The sequence below is a fragment of the Roseovarius gahaiensis genome (genome assembly GCF_011601345.1).
Lineage (GTDB): Bacteria > Pseudomonadota > Alphaproteobacteria > Rhodobacterales > Rhodobacteraceae > Roseovarius > Roseovarius gahaiensis.
In genome coordinates, this window is sequence record NZ_JAAORB010000004.1 from 1 (window position 1) to 16915 (window position 16915).

Genomic DNA, 16915 nt, shown 5'->3' on the forward strand with positions numbered 1-16915 from the left:
AAAAATCGCGAAGCAAAACCCGCTTCAGCGCAACGCCCGCCACCCAGAGCCCCTATCGCGAAGCGATTTAGTGCATGGGCTGAAAGCCGTCATCTGACATGTCCACTCGAAATAATTGCCTCACCACGTCAAGCCTGCCCTTCATTGAGAACCCTGTGTCAGATACTGCGCACCAGCTAGCGCAGCTTGGGGATGCCACCCGGCAGGCTGTCGCGTTCAACCACACCCGCGCGCAAGCTGCGCCCGATCCGATGCGCCAGCGCCGACCATGCGGCGGCGGTTTCAGGCGGCAATTCGGCGCGTAAGGTGGCATCGAACAGGTCCAGCCATGTCGAAAACATCCCCGGCTTGACGTTGCCCGCCTTGACATGTGCGGCCATTGGGCTGCCGTCATAGCTGCGTTCATGCAAGATGGAATTGGCCCAGAAATCGGCGACCCGGGCCTCATGCGCGGGCCAATCCTCGACATGCACGGCAAAGACTGGCCCCAGCCCCGGATGCTGGCGCACAGCCGCATAGAACACGGCGACGACGCGTTCGATCTGGGGGCGGGTGATGGCAAACCTTGGCGGCAATGCGTTTTGCATGGCCCTGACATGCGCCACCGCGCCCGCGCTTTCAAGTGCGGTGCGCGTGGTGGCCGAAATCTTGAAAAGATTTCGAACCGCTTTCTTTGCCAGAAAGCGGGCGCTGCCCCCTCTGGACGCTGCGCAATCTGGGGCGTATAACGCGGCTCATGATGACCTTTTGCCCCATCATCATTCGAATTACCTGCCCGGCGCTCTGAGTGAGACGAGCTGCCGGGACAATGGCGTATGAGCCTTCGCGCCGCCCATCCCCGAAGATGAAATTCCGTTGACAAAGGACGCCCCCGATGTGCGCCGACACAACTGACACGCCCGATTACAAAGACACGCTGAACCTGCCGAAAACCAATTTCCCGATGCGCGCGGGCCTGCCCAAGCGCGAGCCCGAATGGCTGGAGCGTTGGGAACGGATCGGCATCTATGACCGCCTGCGCGAGACCGCCCAAGGCCGCGCGCCCTTTACGCTGCACGATGGCCCACCCTATGCCAACGGCCACCTGCATATCGGTCACGCGCTGAACAAGATCCTCAAGGATATGGTCGTGCGCAGCCAACAGATGATGGGCCGCGACGCGCGCTATATCCCCGGCTGGGATTGTCACGGCCTGCCCATCGAATGGAAGATCGAAGAGCAATACCGCAAAAAGGGCAAGAACAAGGACGAGGTCGATGTCGTCGATTTCCGTCAGGAATGCCGCAAGTTCGCCGAGGGCTGGATCGATATTCAGCGCAATGAATTCAAGCGCCTTGGCATCACCGGCAAATGGGAAAAGCCCTATCTGACGATGGATTACCGCGCCGAGCGGATCATCGCGGAGGAGTTCCAGAAATTCCTGATGACCGGCACGCTGTATCAGGGCTCCAAACCGGTAATGTGGTCACCCGTTGAAAAGACAGCGCTGGCCGAGGCCGAGGTGGAATATCACGACAAGGAAAGTTTCACCATCTGGGTGAAGTTCCCGGTGACCACCGAGGGCGACCTGCAAGGCGCCAATGTGGTGATCTGGACAACAACCCCGTGGACCATCCCTTCAAACAAGGCGGTCGTGTTCGGCGACAGCTTTGCCTATGGCCTCTACGAAGTCACCGACACGCCCGAGGAATGCTGGGCCAATGTGGGTGACCGTTTCTTGTTGGCCGACAAGCTGGCAAGCGATGTGATGGCCCGCGCGCGCTTGGATGACGGCATGTGGAAACGCGTGCGCGACGTCAGCTCCGAGGAACTCTCGGGCCTGTCGCTCGCCCACCCGCTGGCTGGGGCCGAAGGATCAAACGGCGAATGGGACGATCCGCGCGATTTCCGCCCCGCCGATTTCGTCACCGACGAGGAAGGCACCGGTTTCGTCCACTGCGCGCCGTCGCACGGGATGGAGGAGTTCGAGCTTTACCGTGATCTGGGCATGTTGGAACAGGTCATCACGTATAACGTGATGGACGATGGCGGCTTCCGCGCCGATCTGCCGTTTTTCGGCGGCAAATACATCCTTGACCGCAAGGGGAAAGAGGGCAACGCCAACAAGGCGATCATCGACAAGCTCGCCTCGGTCGGTGGCCTGCTGGCGCGTGGCAAGATCAAGCACAGCTATCCGCATTCGTGGCGCTCCAAGGCCCCGGTGATCTACCGCAACACCCCGCAATGGTTTGCCGCGATCGACCGCGCGGTCGGCGATGGGCAGAACGACTATGGCGAAACGATCCGCGACCGCGCCTTGGCCTCAATCGACCAGTTGGTGACATGGACGCCCAAGACCGGGCGCAACCGCCTGTATTCGATGATCGAAGCACGGCCCGACTGGGTGCTGTCGCGGCAACGCGCATGGGGGGTGCCGCTGACCTGCTTTACCAAGGTTGGCGCGCTGCCCACCGATCCCGATTACCTGCTGCGTGACAAGGCCGTGAATGCCCGCATTCTTGAGGCGTTCGAGGCCGAAGGTGCCGACGCGTGGTACAAGCCCGGTGCCAAGGAACGGTTCCTTGGCGATGATTATGACCCGTCTGAGTGGACCAAGGTCGATGACATTCTGGACGTGTGGTTTGACAGTGGCAGTACCCATGCCTTTGTTCTGCGCGACCGCGAGGATGGCTCGGATGACGGGTTGGCCGATCTGTATCTTGAAGGCACTGACCAACACCGTGGCTGGTTTCATTCCTCGATGCTGCAAGCCTGCGGCACGATTGGCCGCGCGCCCTATCGCGGGGTTCTCACGCATGGCTTCACGCTGGACGAGAAGGGCAACAAGATGTCCAAATCGCTTGGCAACACCGTGGCGCCTGAGGACGTGACCAAGCAATATGGCGCGGATATCCTGCGGATGTGGGTGGCGCAGTCGGATTATACCGCCGACCTGCGGATCGGGCCGGAAATCCTGAAAGGTGTGGCCGATGGCTATCGCCGCCTGCGCAACACCATGCGCTTCATGCTGGGCGCGCTGGCGCATTTCGAGGAAAGCGACCGGGTTGATCCCTCGGACATGCCCGAGCTTGAACGCTGGGTTCTGCACCGTCTGGCCGAATTGGATCACGTGGTGCGGACCGGGTATGATGCCTATGATTTCCAAGGCGTCGTGCAGCAATTGTTCAACTTTGCCACGGTGGAACTGTCGGCGTTCTATTTCGATATCCGCAAGGATGCGCTGTATTGCGATGGCGACACGCCCCGCCGCCGCGCCGCGCGCACGGTGCTGGATATCCTGTTCCACCGGCTGACCACATGGCTGGCGCCGGTGCTGACCTTCACGATGGAGGAGGTCTGGCTTGAGCGGAACCCCGGCGACGAGACCAGCGTGCATCTGGTTGATATCCCCGACACCCCCGCCGATTGGCTGAACGAGCCGCTGGCGGCCAAATGGGCCAAGGTGCGGCAAGCCCGCCGCGTGGTCACCGCCGCACTGGAAATCCAGCGCACCGATAAGGTGATCGGTGCCTCGCTTGAGGCCGCGCCGGTGGTGCATGTGCACGACCCCGAGATGCTCGACGCGCTGAAATCGGTGAACTTCGAGGATATCTGCATCACTTCGGATATCCGACTGACGGGTGATCCGCTGCCCAACGAGGCGTTCCGCATGCCAGAGACCGAGGGCGTCGGCGTGGTGTTCGAACGCGCCAGCGGCGACAAGTGCCAGCGGTGTTGGAAAATTCTGCCCGATGTCGGACGGCACAGCCACACCGGCACCTGCAAACGCTGTAGCGAGGCGCTTGGCTAAGCCTGCTCGAACGCTTGCCAACCGGATCAGGGCCGCCTTTGGGGCGGCCCTTTTCGTTTATGCCTGCGCTTGCGCCGCATTTGATGCCGGTCGCGCACATATCGGCGCTTGCGCACTATGTCACAGATGGGCTAACTTTGCATAAATTCCGCAATTTTGCGGCTGGAGGGAAATTTTGCAGGATTTCGGTGAGGCATTCGGGCTGGCTTTTACGCTTGTGCTGTCAGGCGATGCTGATCTGTTTGAAATCGTTGCGCTTTCCTTGCGTGTCAGTCTGTCGGCCACGGCCTTGGCGTGTATCATCGGCCTGCCGCTTGGCGCGCTTTTGGCTGTCACCCGATTTCGCGGGCGCGGGGCAGTTTTGATTCTGTCTAATGCGCTGATGGGCTTGCCGCCGGTCGTGGTGGGTCTGATCGTTTATCTGCACCTGTCGCGCGCCGGGCCGCTTGGGTTTCTTGGGCTGCTCTACACCCCGGCGGCAATGATCATTGCGCAGACCATTCTGATCACCCCCATCGTTATGGCCCTGTCGCGGCAGGTGATCGAAGACTTGCATGGCGAATATGCCGATCAGTTCCGCTCGCTTGTTCTGGGCCGCTGGCAAATGGTGCAGGCGCTGATCTGGGACGCGCGGTTTTCACTGCTGACCGTCGGGCTGGCGGGCTTTGGCCGGGCCGTGGCCGAGGTGGGCGCGGTGATGATCGTTGGCGGCAATATCGACCATTTGACACGGGTGATGACCACCGCCATCGCGCTTGAAACCTCCAAGGGTGATCTGGCGCTGGCGCTGGCGCTTGGGCTGGTGCTGATGGTGATCGCGCTTGGGGTGAATGCCCTTGTCCAATCCCTGCGCATGACGGCGGTGCGCCATGCATATGCGTGACGCCGTGGAAAATATCCTGACGTTTGACGCAGCTGCAACCACCGCTGCGCGCCGCGATGACCCCCGCGCGCTGACCTTGCGAGACGTATCGCTGACCGTGGGCGACAAGGCACTGGTGCACGGCGCGAACCTGACGCTGAACGCCGAGGGTATAACCATGATCATGGGCCCCAATGGCGCAGGCAAATCGCTGTTGCTAAAGCTGGCACATGGCCTGACACCTGCCACCGGCGGTCAGGTTCTATGGGGCGACACCCCATTGGATGACACAGCCCGCCGAACGCAGGCGATGGTGTTTCAAAAACCCGTTGTGCTGCGCCGATCGGTGGCGGCGAATGTGGATTTCGCACTGAGGGCGCGCGGCATCCGCGATGCGGCGCGGCGCGATGCGCTGCTGGATCACGTTGGGCTATTGGGCCACGCCCGCCAACCGGCCCGCCTGCTATCGGGGGGGGAACAGCAACGGCTGGCCCTGGCCCGCGCATTGGCGTTGAAGCCCAAGGTGATGCTGCTGGACGAACCGACAGCCAGCCTTGACCCGGCCTCGGTGCTGAAGATCGAAGAGATCGTGCAGGAAGCCCATAGCGCGGGCACCAAGATCATCTTTGTCACGCATGACCCCGGCCAAGCCGGACGATTGGCCGATGACATCGTTTTTGTTCATCGCGGTCGGGTGCATGAACACGGACCTGCCGATTTGTTCCTGTCACGGCCCGAAACGCAAGAAGCCCGCGATTTTCTACAGGGGCGCATCGTCGTCTGACACTCACCTGAAACTCATCTGGCAAAACAAAGGGAGATGCCTCATGTCTTTTAAATTCCGTTCCAGTGTGGCAACTGCATTGGCACTGGCGTTGTCGGCGGGCATCGCCGCAGCCCAAGACAAATCCATCATCGTGCAATCCACCACCTCGACCGCCAATTCGGGCCTTTATGATTATCTGCTGCCGATCTTCGAAAAGCAGACAGGCATTCAGGTCAACGTGGTGGCCGTTGGCACAGGACAGGCGATCAAGAACGCAGCCAACTGCGATGGGGACGTTCTGTTGGTGCATGCCAAACCCGCCGAGGAAAAATTCGTGGCCGATGGCATGGGCGTCGAACGCTTTGATCTGATGTATAACGATTTCGTCATCGTCGGCCCGGATGAAGACCCCGCAGGCGTTGGCGGCATGACAGACGCGCAAGATAGCCTTGAAAAGATCGCCGACAGTGGCGCGCTGTTTGCCTCGCGCGGGGATGATTCCGGCACACACAAGAAAGAAATGCGCCTTTGGGCCGATACCGATGTGGATTTGGCTGCTGGTTCGGGCGCGTGGTATCGTGAAACCGGATCGGGCATGGGGGCGACGCTGAACGCGGGCGTCGGCATGGATGCCTATGTGATGACCGACCGCGCCACATGGATCAGCTTTGACAACAAGGCCGATTTTGAAATCCATGTCGAAGGCGACGAAGACCTGTTCAACCAGTACGGTGTGATCCTTGTGAACCCCGAAAAATGCGAAAACGTCGATGCGGCCTCGGGTCAGGCCTTTGTCGATTGGGTGATCTCGGATGCGGGACAGCAAGCCATTGGCGACTACAAGCTGAATGGTCAGCAACTGTTCTTCCCGAACGCCGATTGATCCGGCCTGTGTGAAAAACATCGCCGCGCCGGGGCTGTCAGGGCTTGTCGGCGCGGCCAAGCTGAGGGATGATCGTGGACAAGATGTCCAACACCGATCCCTTAGCCCAGATGCCCCCCGACTATCTGACCGTGCGCGAACTGGCCGAGTTGCTGCGCATCAAGGAACGCAAGGTGTATGATCTTGCGGCCTCGGGCGATGTGCCGGTGTCGCGCGCCACGGGTAAACTGCTGTTTCCCCGGCGCGAGATCGAGGCATGGATCGCCAGTGCCAGCACCGGCGGCGCCCCGGCCCCTGCGGCGCCGCGTCCGGCGATTTGCCTTGGCAGTCACGATCCGCTGCTGGAATGGGCCTTGCGGCAATCGCGCTGCGGGCTGGCCTCGTTCTTTGACGGTAGCCTTGACGGGCTGGACAGGTTTTGCGCGGGCGAAGGCATGGCCGCGGGTCTGCATCTTCATGACGTGCAAAGCGGCGATTGGAACGTGGCGCAGGTGGCCGGACGCTGCGCCGATCAAAACGCCGTTCTGGTGGCATGGGCCCGACGCACCCGTGGGCTGGTGATGCGGCCCGATCTGGCAGACGCGGTGACCGGCATCGCCGATCTGACAGGCCGGGTGATCGTGCCCCGCCCCGCCGAAACCGGCACGCAGGCCCTGTTTGTTGAACTGGCCACCAAGGCCGGGCTAAAGCTATCCACCGCGCGTCAGACAGACACCGCCCCCAGTGAAACCGACGCCGTGATGGCCGTGGCCGACGGGCATGGCGATGTCACCTTTGGCTTGCAATCACTGGCCGCACAACACGGGTTGGCCTTTGTCCCGGTGATCGAGGAACGGTTTGACCTGCTGGTCGATCGCCGCGCATGGTTCGAGCCGCCGATGCAACGGCTGATGACCTTTTGCCAAAGCGACAGCTTCAAAACCCATGCCGGACAGATGGCAGGCTATGACGTGGCCGAGTGCGGCAGCGTTCGCTGGAACGCCTGAACTGCGCAAGCATACCCGGCACGGCACAACAGGCCGCGCCGGGGACATGGCTCAGAACTTGGATTCAAGCTTGACGTAGAATGTGCGGCCCGGCTCGTTCACCTGACTGACCGCTGGATCGAACAGGTTGGAACGGCTGAGGTGGTTGGCGTAGGTTTCATCGGTCACGTTGTTCATGCCCGCCATCAAGACCGTGCTGTCGTGCACCTCGTAGCTGCCGAACAGATCCAGCGTGGTATAGCCATTGGTCGCCCTCGGATCGCGGAACAGGTCGATCCTGTCTTGATCGTCGGCCCAGTTCAGCCTCGCACCGGCACGCCAGCCATCCTGACCATAGGCCACCGACACCTGCCCCTGAAGCGGCGGGATTTGTGCCAGCGGGGCATTGAGGGTTTCGTTATGGCCACGGGTATAGGCGGCATCGCCCCAGATTTCCCAGCCATTGCGTTCCCACCCTGCGGACAGTTCAACACCCGACAGGCGCGCACTGATGTTGCGGTAAGTAATGACATTCGCGACCGAGAACTGATCACGCAGGATGTAATCGTCTACCCAATCGCTGTAGGCCGAGGCGTTGAGATACCACTGCCCCTTGTCGATTTGCAGGCCCAGATCCAGCTGATGGTGCTTTTCCGGCTTGATATCGGGGTTGCCGACCCAATTGGCCCGGCCCATGGCGCGTTCGGTCGCATCCGCCGTCCGCACCGAGCGTGACAGCCCGCCAAATACCATCATGTCAGGCGTTAAATCGTATTCCAGACGGATCAGGCCGCCGACATTGTCCTCGGTCCGGGCGCTGTTGAAGGTGGTGCCGTATTCGCGCAGGTAATAGGTGTTGGGCGTGCGCCCCCCATCCAGTGCGGGCGAAACATTGGCCGCCCCGGCCTTGGCGCGCACATGGTCATAGCGCGCGCCCAGTTTCAGACGCACGCGATCCGACAAGTCGGTTTGAGATTCAAAATACACCCCGGTTTGCGCAATCGTCACATCGGGCCACATCAGGAACCGCCCGCGCGACGGGTCAGCCGCATCCAGCCGTGGGATCATGCCCGGCATCCCGGCATACATTGCCGCAAAGCGGGTGTTGGATTGGTAATCAACGCCCAATTTGGCCTCGGTCGCGCCGAAACTCAGATGCGCCTCAAGCTTGCCGCCGATGGTGTCGGATGTAGACGGCGTGCGCATCGCCATTGTTCCGGGCTGTAGAACACGCAGCGAATAATTGTCCATCACGTGATCGACCGTGCTGTAATACAGATTGCCTTCGATCCGGGTCAGGGCACCGGCAGTCACGTCAACCCCACCGCGCAGGCGGTAGACAAAGTTTTCATCCAACGGGCTGTCCATTCCCGCACCTGGAAACAGAACATCCTCGGCCAGTGCATAATCAACGTCGAACGCCAGATCGACACCGTTGCCGACATAGCCAAGGGTGATCCCGGCGTTGGTCTGTTCAAAGGCGCTGCGCACAGTGCGGCCTGAGCCATCGGTGTAATTGTCACCCGATTTCCGCTCTAGCCCGCCTTCGATGTAAAACCCACGTCCCAGATCGACCGACAGGGTGCCGCCAAATTCGGTGCCGGTGCCATTGGTGCCAGTGCCTGCTGCAAAGGTGCCTTCGGTCCGTTTGTCCGCATCAAGCTGCGGGGCCTCGCGCTCCAGAATGACCGCCCCGCCCGAGCCGCCGGGACCGTGCGTGACACTTGCATAGCCCTTTTCGACGATGATCGTATCCGCCCGGTTCAGCGATGCCGTGCTGGTTGGCGGGTCCATGCGGTTGGGGCAGGCCCCATAGGTGAATGATCCGGCGTCGATGATGTTCAGCTGGTTCTGCTGCTGGCCGCGAATCACAAGCTCAAGCCCGTGGCCGCCCATCCGCCCCGAGGTGACACCCGGAACCGCCCGCAGCACTTCGGCCGCATCCGAGGCGGGTGAACTGCTTTGGCCTGTGGCGGTCAGGATGGTGGACATCGGGCCGTGTTGCGGCACATCCGCATCAACTACGATCGGCGTCAGCAAAATGGTTTCGCCATCAGTGGCTGGATCGGTGGCAAGTGTGGCCTGCGCCTGTGCCTGTGCCAAGGTCGAGACCGAGCACAACACCACAGCGACAGCGCCAAGGCGCATCGGAAAAGTCGTAAACATGACAAGTAAACCTTTGTTCGTTTGAGAGGTCGGCGGCATGCATGCCGCGCAATGCAGCCCCCTGGTGCATGTCAGCATCAGCAGGACAGTATTTTCGGGATCTCAAACGGCCAAAGGCGGGGCGCGGATGGCATAGGGACGCGCGGTTTGGCCAACAGGCTGCGTGCCGCCGATATCCTGCGCATAGCGCAGGCTGCGAAGAACGACAGGATGGGCTGCCAATGGCGGTGTGGCGCTGACATCAGAAACGGACACGATACAAAGCGGGCAATGCCCAGCCATGTCTTCATGCGGGCTGTCACCTTTGGATTGTGGTAGAGTGACCGTCTGGACGCCTTCAGCACCACAAATGACCAGTTCTTGCGCTTCGGCCCGCGCACTGCCAACCGGAGGCAAATACGCCGTCGCCACCTGAACCGCCAACAGGGCGGTCAGGATAAGCGACACAAAGTCGCTCAGTCGCGTGGATCCGGGTGCGTTTTTCCGCATGGCCACCGTGATCGCGCAAATGTGATTGCTTGTGCAACACCTTTTTAGTCGCAGCTGTTGCGAAGAAACCTCGGCAACACTCAGTCCGAGCCTGCCCCGCGACGCCAGGGCGTTTGCTTAGCTGGTTTCCTCTTCGAGGTGCAGCTTCATGTTGATCAGAACCTGCTGTAATTGCGTGGTTTCGCGCAGCAGGCGCTTGGCCTCGTTCACGGTGATCACACCATCTTCGATGGATTGCTGATACTCGGCCATCAGCATGGCGAATCGCTGCGACAGGGCGATCACATCGCTGTTGACGCCGCCCGACCGATCAGTGTTGCGGCGGCTGCCATTGAACTCAAGGCCAACGCCGCGCAATTCGGCCAAAGCCCCGGTCACATGTGGATAGCTGGCGGCCTCTTCCAAAGCGGCCACTGCATCAACCGGCATGAAGCGATCGGCATGTTCGTCGTGATCGGAATAATACCGGCCCAATGTCGCCTTGGATTTCCCGGTCAACTGGCAGGCCGGTTCGATCCCCACGTCCTTGACCAAGGCCTCGGTGTGCTTCTTGAGATAACTTCCTATGGTCGACATGCACTCACCCCTACAAAACCTGTTACGGTGGGGAATCCTTCAAGGCTTTTCCCATTTCGCGCTTTATCACCAAATGTAACCCATAACGCAATCCCGCGGTGTCAGCGGCGGGTGTCCGGATGCCCCGCAACCCCTTGCGGGGCGGGGTGGGGTCAGGGTTATGCCCACCTTGGTCTGCGGTGCGTGTGTTCTATCCCCGGAAGTCACTTCCACATATGCGCCGAGGCAAAGGCAGGCCCCACCCCACCTGATCGCAGGGTGTGACATAAATTCCTTTGCGGTGAGCTTAGGTCTTTTGCAACAAGACAGACCCAACCGAGTAGCCCGCCCCGAATGAGCAGATCAGCCCGACATCGCCAGAAGCAAGATCTTGGGAATACTTCGAAAACGCAATGATGGACCCTGCTGAAGAGGTATTCGCATAATCCTGCAGGATATTGGGCTGTTCCGCAGGATCAGGCACGCGGCCCAACACCTTTTTGCCGATAAAATCATTCATCGCCTTGTTCGCCTGATGCAACCACAGCCGCCGCAAATCGTCGCGGTGGACATCTTCTTGATCCAGATGACCGGCAATGTGGCGCGAGACCAGTGGCAGAACTTCCTTGAACACCTTGCGGCCCTCTTGAACGAACTGCATATCGCGCCGGTCGGCCATCCCATCGGGGCGGGTGCGGCGCAAAAATCCGTTGTTGTTGCGGATGTTGTTAGAAAACTGCGTGGCGCAGCGTGTGGACCGCACAACAAAGTGGTCGCCCGCCGCATCCTCGGCACGTTCCAGAACCAGCGCGGTGCACACATCGCCGAAAATGAAGTGACAATCGCGGTCGCGCCACTCCAGATGGCCGGAACAGATTTCAGGGCTCACGACCAATGCGCACCGCACCGAGCCGGCGCGGATCATATCCGCCGCCGCCTGAATGCCGAACGTTGCCGAAGAACAGGCCACATTCATGTCGAAGGCAAAGCCACCCGCACCTAAAAGCTGTTGAATTTCAATGGCTATCGCCGGATATGGGCGTTCATGGTTCGATGCGGCGCAAATCACCAGATCAACCTGCGCCGCATCCTTCCCGGCCTGCCGCAGCGCCGTCTTGCAGGCATCAAGCGCCATTTCCGCCATGATCGACGGTTCGTCATCACTGCGCTGCCGCAGCACCGGATGCATGACAGACGGGTCCAGAACGCCGGTTTTGTCCATCACGTGGCGTTGCTCAATCCCGGACGCACCCAGAATGAATTCGGGCGACGACAGGCCCTTGGCCTCAACCGTGCCGGCGGCGATATCCTTGGCGTTGGCGTCGTTAAAAGCCGTGGCATAAGCGTTGAAGGCATCGACCAATTCGTCATTGGTGATAACCTGCTCGGGTGTGAACACACCCGACCCTGTGATCGCTGGCTGATACATCGGCGGACCTTTCCAAAGCGTGCCGCTAGATCGTCTAGGCCCTGCCCCGGCGTCAAGTGTGACGACGCGGCAGGCCCGGTCAGGCGATCAGGTTGGGCGGTGTTTCACCGTTCAGCGCCGCGCGCAAGTTTTCCACTGCCATAAGGCCCATCGCCTCGCGCACCTCAAGGGCGGCGGTGCCCAGATGCGGCAACAGGGTGACGTTTTCCATACTGCGCAGGGCGTCGGGCACCTTGGGTTCATGTTCATACACATCAAGCCCCGCCCCGGCCAATTGCCCAGCCTCAAGCGCGGCAATCAGCGTCGCCTCGTCCACCACATCGCCGCGGGCGATATTGATGAAATGCGCCGAAGGCTTCATGGCCGCAAACAGGTCGGCCCCGATCAGATGATGCGTGTCTGCCCCACCCGGCACGGCGACAACCACAATATCAGCGCCAGCCGCCAGATCGTGCAGCGTATCGGCGCGGGCCGCGTCAAAAGGCAGGTCTTTTTCCGACCGGTTGTAATACATCACCTTCATGCCAAAGCCGTGGTGGCAGCGCTGCGCAATGGCCTGCCCGATCCGGCCCATGCCAATGATGCCCACGGTTTTGCCCGTCACATGCAGGCCCAGCATTTGTGTCGGATGCCACCCGGCCCATTGCCCGGACCGGACCAGCCGCTCGCCTTCTCCGGCGCGGCGCGCGCTCATCAGGATCAGGGTCATGGCGATATCGGCAGTGGCGTCGGTAACGGCACCCGGCGTGTTCGTCACCATCACACCCGCCACTTTGGCGGCCGCCACGTCAATATGATTGTACCCAACCCCGAAATTGGCCAACACCTTGCAGCGCGGGCATTCAGCGTCGCGAAACACCTCGGCCGAGAACATATCGCCCAACGTCGGCAGCACCCCGTCATACAGCGTCAGTGCCGCGCGCATCTGGCCGATTTTCAACGGTGCGGTCTCTTCGCGCACTTCGACTTCGTCGAACAACTCATAGGCCCGCGCCAAAACAGCGTCAGGCAAGGGGCGGGTCAGGTAAACGCGGCTCAATGCAGTCTCTCCCCGTTGGGAACGTTTTGGTCGGGGCGCATCAACACGATGTCGCCATTGCTATCGGACAGGCCCAACACCAACACCTCGGACATGAAGGGGCCAATCTGGCGCGGTGGAAAGTTGGTAACGGCGATCACCTGCCGCCCGGTCAAGTCCTCGGGCGCGTAATGCGCCGTGATCTGGGCGCTGGTTTTCTTTTCGCCCAGTTCGGGGCCGAAATCGATCCACAGCTTTATCGCGGGCTTGCGCGCCTCGGGGAACGGCTCGGCGCGCACAATCGTTCCGACACGGATATCGACGTTCAGGAAATCCTCGAGACCGATGGGATCAGTCATCACGCAACTCCCGCGACCGATCGGCGGCGGCCCGCACCGTGTTTTCCATCAGCGGGGGCAAGCCATCAGTTTCGTTCATCAAAACCTCAAGCCCGGCCTGCGTGGTGCCGTTGGGGCTGGTGACGTTTACGCGCAGTTGCGCCGGTGTCTCTTCGGCGGCTTCGGCCAGCGCCCCGGCCCCGGCCACCGTGGCCTTGGCCAGTTGCATCGCCAGATCGGGCGCAAGGCCCTGCGCCTCACCGGCGCGGGCCATGCATTCGATCATGTGAAACACATAGGCCGGGCCAGAGCCTGATACACCAGTCACGGCGTCCATTTGCCCCTCGTCATCCAGCCGCACCACCTGTCCGACGGCAGACAGCAGATCTTCGGCAAGGTCCATGTCACCCGCCGACGCATGTGTATTTCCGATAATCGCAGTGATGCCCCGGCCCACGGCAGCGGGGGTGTTGGGCATTGCGCGTACGATGGGGCTTTGTGCACCTAGGGCGTCTTCGAACGCCGCAATTGGCGTTCCGGCAGCGACCGAGACAAACAGAGTGCCGCCATTGCCCATCGCCGCAATCGCGGGCAAGGCATCGCCCATCATCTGCGGTTTGACCGCGATCAGCACGATAGCAGGGCTTTCGGGCAGGTCCGCATTGATATGGACCCCGGTGGCGCGCAGCCAATCCGACGGGTTCGGATCAATCACCCAGACCGAGGCTGTGGGCAATCCACCGTTCAACCAACCTTGCAACATGGCCGAGCCCATTTTGCCACAGCCCAACAAAACAAGGCCGTTGCGGGCCACATCCTGCATATCCATCACGCTCTCCCGTGCCTGCTGTCATCTGCGTTGCGATCAGAGATACGCGGGCTGGCGGGGCGGTGCAATGGTCGGGCTGCGCTGTGGGCGGTTACGCGCGGCCATAGGCCTCGGCGATGGCGGCTTGAATGGCATCTTGCGGGTGCTTGTCGCCCCACACAACCAATTGAAACGCCGGGTAAAACCGTTCGGCATTGCCAACGGCGGCGCGGATCAGGGTATCAACTTGTTCAGGGCTCACCGCCTGCGCGCCGGACATCACCAGCCCGTAGCGATAGACCATCAGCTTCTGTTCATCCCAATAGGTAAAGGCCCCGGCCCAGCACTGATCATTCACATCGTTCATTATATGATACAGCGCGGGAATTTTATCCTCGGGTGGTTCCATCTCGAAGGTGCAGACCATGCGCAGCGTCTCGTCATACGCGGACCACGCAAGGGTGATGGAATAGGTGCGCCACTGGCCTTCGACCGCCATGGCGATCTGGTCATCAGCGATCCTGTCAAAATCCCACTCGTGATGTTCGGCGAGATATTCAACGATATCAATAGGGTGAAGGTCTTCTTGCAAGAATTGCTCGGACAAAGCCATGGCGCCACCTCGTTTTTGAACTTAGCGGTGGGGCTTGGCAGCGCCCCAAGCGCTAGGTGCCTGCTCAACAGACAGGGGAGAATTCCACATGTCCTACAAGATATGGTGCGTGGTTTGAAATGACCTGTAAAGCTATTTGTTGGGGATAACCGCAATAAGTTGTGGATGAATTGGAAAGAGACGCAAGATCACGCAGCCTGCTATGCGCATACCGCTTGGCCCACCCCGCATTGCGGGAATGCTTCAAGACCCTACGAAATACAGGGGGGGGGGTGGGGATCGTGCCCAAACCGTGCGGTTTGGAGCCATTACGGTGCGGGGGTTCCTCGGCGCGAACGTGCGTAGCCATAGCCCGACACCCAGCCGGCAAGCCAACCGCCCAAATGCGCCTCCCATGCAAGGCCACCTGACAGGAAGACGAACAGCACAACATTCGCCACGGCAAGCCCGGCAATCGCGCCCAGCACGGGCCGCACCGGCGCGCCAGACCATCGCCGCAGCGTGTAATCCCAGCATTGCCAAAGCCCGATCAGGCCAAACACCGCGCCCGACGCGCCGACCATGGGCGCAGTGCCAGAGGATAACATCCCAAATCCAGCGCCCCCCGCGACAGCAGCCAGCGCCAGCAGAAATAAAGTTCGCGCCGCACCGATCCGGGCCGCCACGGCCTTGCCCAGCGACAACAGGACCACACCGTTGAACGCAAGATGCATAAGCCCGCCATGCAAAAAGGCATAGGTCAGAAACATCGCCACAGGCTGGCCGGGATACAGCGGTGGCACTTCCCCTGAGAAAATCGGCTGCCAGAACGCCCCGAGGCGAAACGCCGCCCAGCGCATATCCGGCGATCCAATCACCCCCGCGCCCGCCAAAGCGAACGCGCCCTCAAGGGCGGCCATCACGCCGACCAGCACCCAAAGAAAAGCAGGCGCCCCGGATTGGGGCGCCAAGGGGCCATCAGGCCGATCGTCGGGTTGTGAGGTGTTCATCTTGGGGAAGGCTCAGGTCTCGACGCGTTCCAACGCCTCGATCCGGGCCTTGAGCGCCTCGTTTTCCTCGCGCGCTTTTTGGGCCATGGCGCGCACCGCGTCGAATTCTTCGCGGGTCACGAAATCGCGGTCGGCCAGCCAGCGGTCGATCATGGATGTCATGGCGGTTTCCGCCTCGTCCTTGGCACCTTGGGCCACGCCCATTGCGTTGGTCATCAGCTGCGATATATCGTCCAAAACCTTGTTGCGGGTCTGCATGGCTCTCTCCGGCGTTACATTCCACCCTTATATGAGCGTTCAAACCCTGCGGGACAAGGATTGACTTCCCGCCGCGACCAGAGGCACAGAGACGCACATGCAAGCCATCATCCCATTCCCCGACATTTCGCCCGAGATTTTCTCGATCTCGCTTTTTGGCATCGAGTTCGCGCTGCGCTGGTATGCGCTGGCCTATATCGTCGGGATCGTCATCGGCTGGCGGCTGGTGGTGGCAACGGTCAAGCGCCCGCATCTGTGGCCCGGCGGCGCGGCCCCGATGGATGCCCGCGCGGTCGAAGACCTACTGACTTGGGTCATTCTTGGGGTCATTTTTGGTGGGCGGCTGGGGTTTGTGGTGTTCTACCAACCGGCCTATTACCTGCAAAACCCCGCCGAAATCTTGCAAGTCTGGCAGGGGGGCATGTCTTTTCACGGCGGGCTTTTGGGGGTTGTCGTGGCCTGCATCGCGTTTTCGTGGCGGCGGGGCATCCCGTGGCTGTCGGTGGCCGATGTGCTGTGCATGGCCACACCGGCGGGCCTGCTGCTGGGCCGGATCGCCAATTTCATCAATGCCGAGCTGTGGGGCCGCCCGACCGACCTGCCCTGGGGCGTGGTGTTTCCGGGCCGCGCAGCACAGGATTGCCCCGGCGTAGAGGGGCCATGCGCGCGCCACCCCTCGCAACTTTATGAGGCGGGGCTGGAAGGGCTGGTTCTGGGCGCGGTGCTGCTATGGCTGGTCTGGATGCGCAGGGCACTAACCCGGCCCGGTTTGGCGACGGGCATGTTTTTCGCGGGCTACGGCCTGTCGCGCTTTGTGGTCGAATTTGCGCGGCAAGCCGATCCGCAGTTCATCACGCCAGACAACCCGATGGGCTGGGTCGTGCAGGCAGGCGGCATGGGGCTCAGCATGGGTCAGCTATTGTCGCTGCCCATGATCGTGCTTGGGCTGGGCTTTGCCCTTTGGGCACAACGCGCACGCACCTGAC

The 16915-nt window shown here is 61.1% G+C and carries 17 protein-coding genes; 6 read left to right on the plus strand and 11 right to left on the minus strand.

The features are described 5' to 3' along the window. Window positions 1–176: 176 nt before the first annotated feature. Window positions 177–587 carry a group III truncated hemoglobin gene (locus tag HAT86_RS03520; protein ID WP_167193468.1) on the minus strand — a complete coding sequence of 137 codons (411 nt, stop codon included), beginning with the start codon at window positions 585–587 and terminating at the stop codon, window positions 177–179. Window positions 588–874: 287 nt separating this feature from the next. On the opposite strand from HAT86_RS03520, the gene ileS reads away from it, so the two are divergent. The 5 genes from ileS (at window position 875) to HAT86_RS03545 (ending at window position 7287) form a co-directional block, all read left to right on the plus strand. Then, complete coding sequence (ileS, locus tag HAT86_RS03525; protein ID WP_167193470.1) at window positions 875–3790, plus strand: isoleucine--tRNA ligase; 2916 nt, start codon at window positions 875–877, stop codon at window positions 3788–3790. 175 nt (window positions 3791–3965) lie between these two features. Beyond that, a complete protein-coding gene (locus tag HAT86_RS03530) occupies window positions 3966–4673 on the plus strand; it encodes an ABC transporter permease (protein WP_167193471.1) in 708 nt (235 codons plus the stop codon). Beyond that, window positions 4660–5436 carry an ATP-binding cassette domain-containing protein gene (locus HAT86_RS03535; protein WP_231125803.1) on the plus strand — a complete coding sequence of 259 codons (777 nt, stop codon included), beginning with the start codon at window positions 4660–4662 and terminating at the stop codon, window positions 5434–5436. The genes HAT86_RS03530 and HAT86_RS03535 overlap by 14 nt, the downstream gene beginning before the upstream one ends. A 43-nt stretch (window positions 5437–5479) precedes the next feature. Continuing rightward, entirely contained in the window at window positions 5480–6301 is an 822-nt protein-coding gene (locus HAT86_RS03540; RefSeq protein WP_167193473.1) for a substrate-binding domain-containing protein, read from the plus strand. A gap of 110 nt (window positions 6302–6411) precedes the next feature. Then, window positions 6412–7287 carry a helix-turn-helix transcriptional regulator gene (locus HAT86_RS03545; protein WP_167193475.1) on the plus strand — a complete coding sequence of 292 codons (876 nt, stop codon included), beginning with the start codon at window positions 6412–6414 and terminating at the stop codon, window positions 7285–7287. A 51-nt stretch (window positions 7288–7338) separates the two neighbouring features. On the opposite strand, the gene HAT86_RS03550 is transcribed toward HAT86_RS03545, so the two are convergent. The 10 genes from HAT86_RS03550 to HAT86_RS03595 all read right to left on the minus strand — a co-directional run bounded on the left by HAT86_RS03550 (window position 7339) and on the right by HAT86_RS03595 (window position 15929). Then, entirely contained in the window at window positions 7339–9432 is a 2094-nt protein-coding gene (locus tag HAT86_RS03550) for a TonB-dependent receptor domain-containing protein (protein ID WP_167193477.1), read from the minus strand. Window positions 9433–9534: 102 nt separating this feature from the next. Further along, window positions 9535–9921 carry a DUF2946 family protein gene (locus HAT86_RS03555; RefSeq protein ID WP_167193479.1) on the minus strand — a complete coding sequence of 129 codons (387 nt, stop codon included), beginning with the start codon at window positions 9919–9921 and terminating at the stop codon, window positions 9535–9537. A 117-nt stretch (window positions 9922–10038) separates the two neighbouring features. Then, window positions 10039–10497, minus strand: coding sequence for a phage regulatory CII family protein (locus HAT86_RS03560; RefSeq protein WP_167193481.1), 459 nt, complete (start codon window positions 10495–10497; stop codon window positions 10039–10041). Window positions 10498–10783: 286 nt separating this feature from the next. Further along, window positions 10784–11905, minus strand: a complete 1122-nt coding sequence (locus HAT86_RS03565; RefSeq protein ID WP_167193483.1) for a beta-ketoacyl-ACP synthase III — start codon at window positions 11903–11905, stop codon at window positions 10784–10786. 79 nt (window positions 11906–11984) lie between these two features. Next, the gene (locus HAT86_RS03570; RefSeq protein WP_167193485.1) at window positions 11985–12944 is read right to left on the minus strand and encodes a 2-hydroxyacid dehydrogenase; all 960 of its coding nucleotides are present in this window, start codon (window positions 12942–12944) and stop codon (window positions 11985–11987) included. Then, window positions 12941–13282, minus strand: a complete 342-nt coding sequence (locus HAT86_RS03575; protein ID WP_167193487.1) for a tRNA-binding protein — start codon at window positions 13280–13282, stop codon at window positions 12941–12943. Before HAT86_RS03575 ends, HAT86_RS03570 begins: the two co-directional genes overlap by 4 nt. Beyond that, window positions 13275–14090: a pyrroline-5-carboxylate reductase gene (gene proC, locus HAT86_RS03580; RefSeq protein WP_167193489.1), complete on the minus strand. Its 816-nt coding sequence runs from the start codon at window positions 14088–14090 to the stop codon at window positions 13275–13277. The genes HAT86_RS03575 and proC overlap by 8 nt, the downstream gene beginning before the upstream one ends. Before the next feature lie 91 nt (window positions 14091–14181). Continuing rightward, a complete protein-coding gene (locus HAT86_RS03585; protein ID WP_167193491.1) occupies window positions 14182–14682 on the minus strand; it encodes a type III secretion system chaperone family protein in 501 nt (166 codons plus the stop codon). Between the two features lie 308 nt (window positions 14683–14990). Then, entirely contained in the window at window positions 14991–15671 is a 681-nt protein-coding gene (locus HAT86_RS03590; protein ID WP_167193493.1) for a rhomboid family intramembrane serine protease, read from the minus strand. Between the two features lie 12 nt (window positions 15672–15683). Further along, a complete protein-coding gene (locus HAT86_RS03595) occupies window positions 15684–15929 on the minus strand; it encodes an accessory factor UbiK family protein (RefSeq protein ID WP_167193495.1) in 246 nt (81 codons plus the stop codon). A gap of 97 nt (window positions 15930–16026) precedes the next feature. On the opposite strand from HAT86_RS03595, the gene lgt reads away from it, so the two are divergent. Next, on the plus strand, window positions 16027–16914 hold the full coding sequence (gene lgt / locus HAT86_RS03600) for a prolipoprotein diacylglyceryl transferase (RefSeq protein ID WP_167193497.1): 888 nt from the start codon (window positions 16027–16029) through the stop codon (window positions 16912–16914). Window position 16915: the final 1 nt, after the last annotated feature.

Excerpts from the sequence above, each read along its gene's own strand:
- HAT86_RS03575 (WP_167193487.1), bottom strand. The coding sequence starts at position 13,282 with ATGACTGATCCCATCGGTCTCGAGGATTTCCTGAACGTCGATATCCGT.
- HAT86_RS03585 (WP_167193491.1), bottom strand. The coding sequence starts at position 14,682 with ATGGCTTTGTCCGAGCAATTCTTGCAAGAAGACCTTCACCCTATTGAT.
- HAT86_RS03595 (WP_167193495.1), bottom strand. The coding sequence starts at position 15,929 with ATGCAGACCCGCAACAAGGTTTTGGACGATATATCGCAGCTGATGACC.
- HAT86_RS03550 (WP_167193477.1), bottom strand. The coding sequence starts at position 9,432 with ATGTTTACGACTTTTCCGATGCGCCTTGGCGCTGTCGCTGTGGTGTTG.
- ileS (WP_167193470.1), top strand. The coding sequence starts at position 875 with ATGTGCGCCGACACAACTGACACGCCCGATTACAAAGACACGCTGAAC.
- HAT86_RS03520 (WP_167193468.1), bottom strand. The coding sequence starts at position 587 with ATGCAAAACGCATTGCCGCCAAGGTTTGCCATCACCCGCCCCCAGATC.
- proC (WP_167193489.1), bottom strand. The coding sequence starts at position 14,090 with ATGGATATGCAGGATGTGGCCCGCAACGGCCTTGTTTTGTTGGGCTGT.
- HAT86_RS03560 (WP_167193481.1), bottom strand. The coding sequence starts at position 10,497 with ATGTCGACCATAGGAAGTTATCTCAAGAAGCACACCGAGGCCTTGGTC.
- HAT86_RS03545 (WP_167193475.1), top strand. The coding sequence starts at position 6,412 with ATGCCCCCCGACTATCTGACCGTGCGCGAACTGGCCGAGTTGCTGCGC.
- HAT86_RS03555 (WP_167193479.1), bottom strand. The coding sequence starts at position 9,921 with ATGCGGAAAAACGCACCCGGATCCACGCGACTGAGCGACTTTGTGTCG.
- HAT86_RS03565 (WP_167193483.1), bottom strand. The coding sequence starts at position 11,905 with ATGTATCAGCCAGCGATCACAGGGTCGGGTGTGTTCACACCCGAGCAG.
- HAT86_RS03540 (WP_167193473.1), top strand. The coding sequence starts at position 5,480 with ATGTCTTTTAAATTCCGTTCCAGTGTGGCAACTGCATTGGCACTGGCG.
- HAT86_RS03590 (WP_167193493.1), bottom strand. The coding sequence starts at position 15,671 with ATGAACACCTCACAACCCGACGATCGGCCTGATGGCCCCTTGGCGCCC.
- lgt (WP_167193497.1), top strand. The coding sequence starts at position 16,027 with ATGCAAGCCATCATCCCATTCCCCGACATTTCGCCCGAGATTTTCTCG.
- HAT86_RS03535 (WP_231125803.1), top strand. The coding sequence starts at position 4,660 with ATGCATATGCGTGACGCCGTGGAAAATATCCTGACGTTTGACGCAGCT.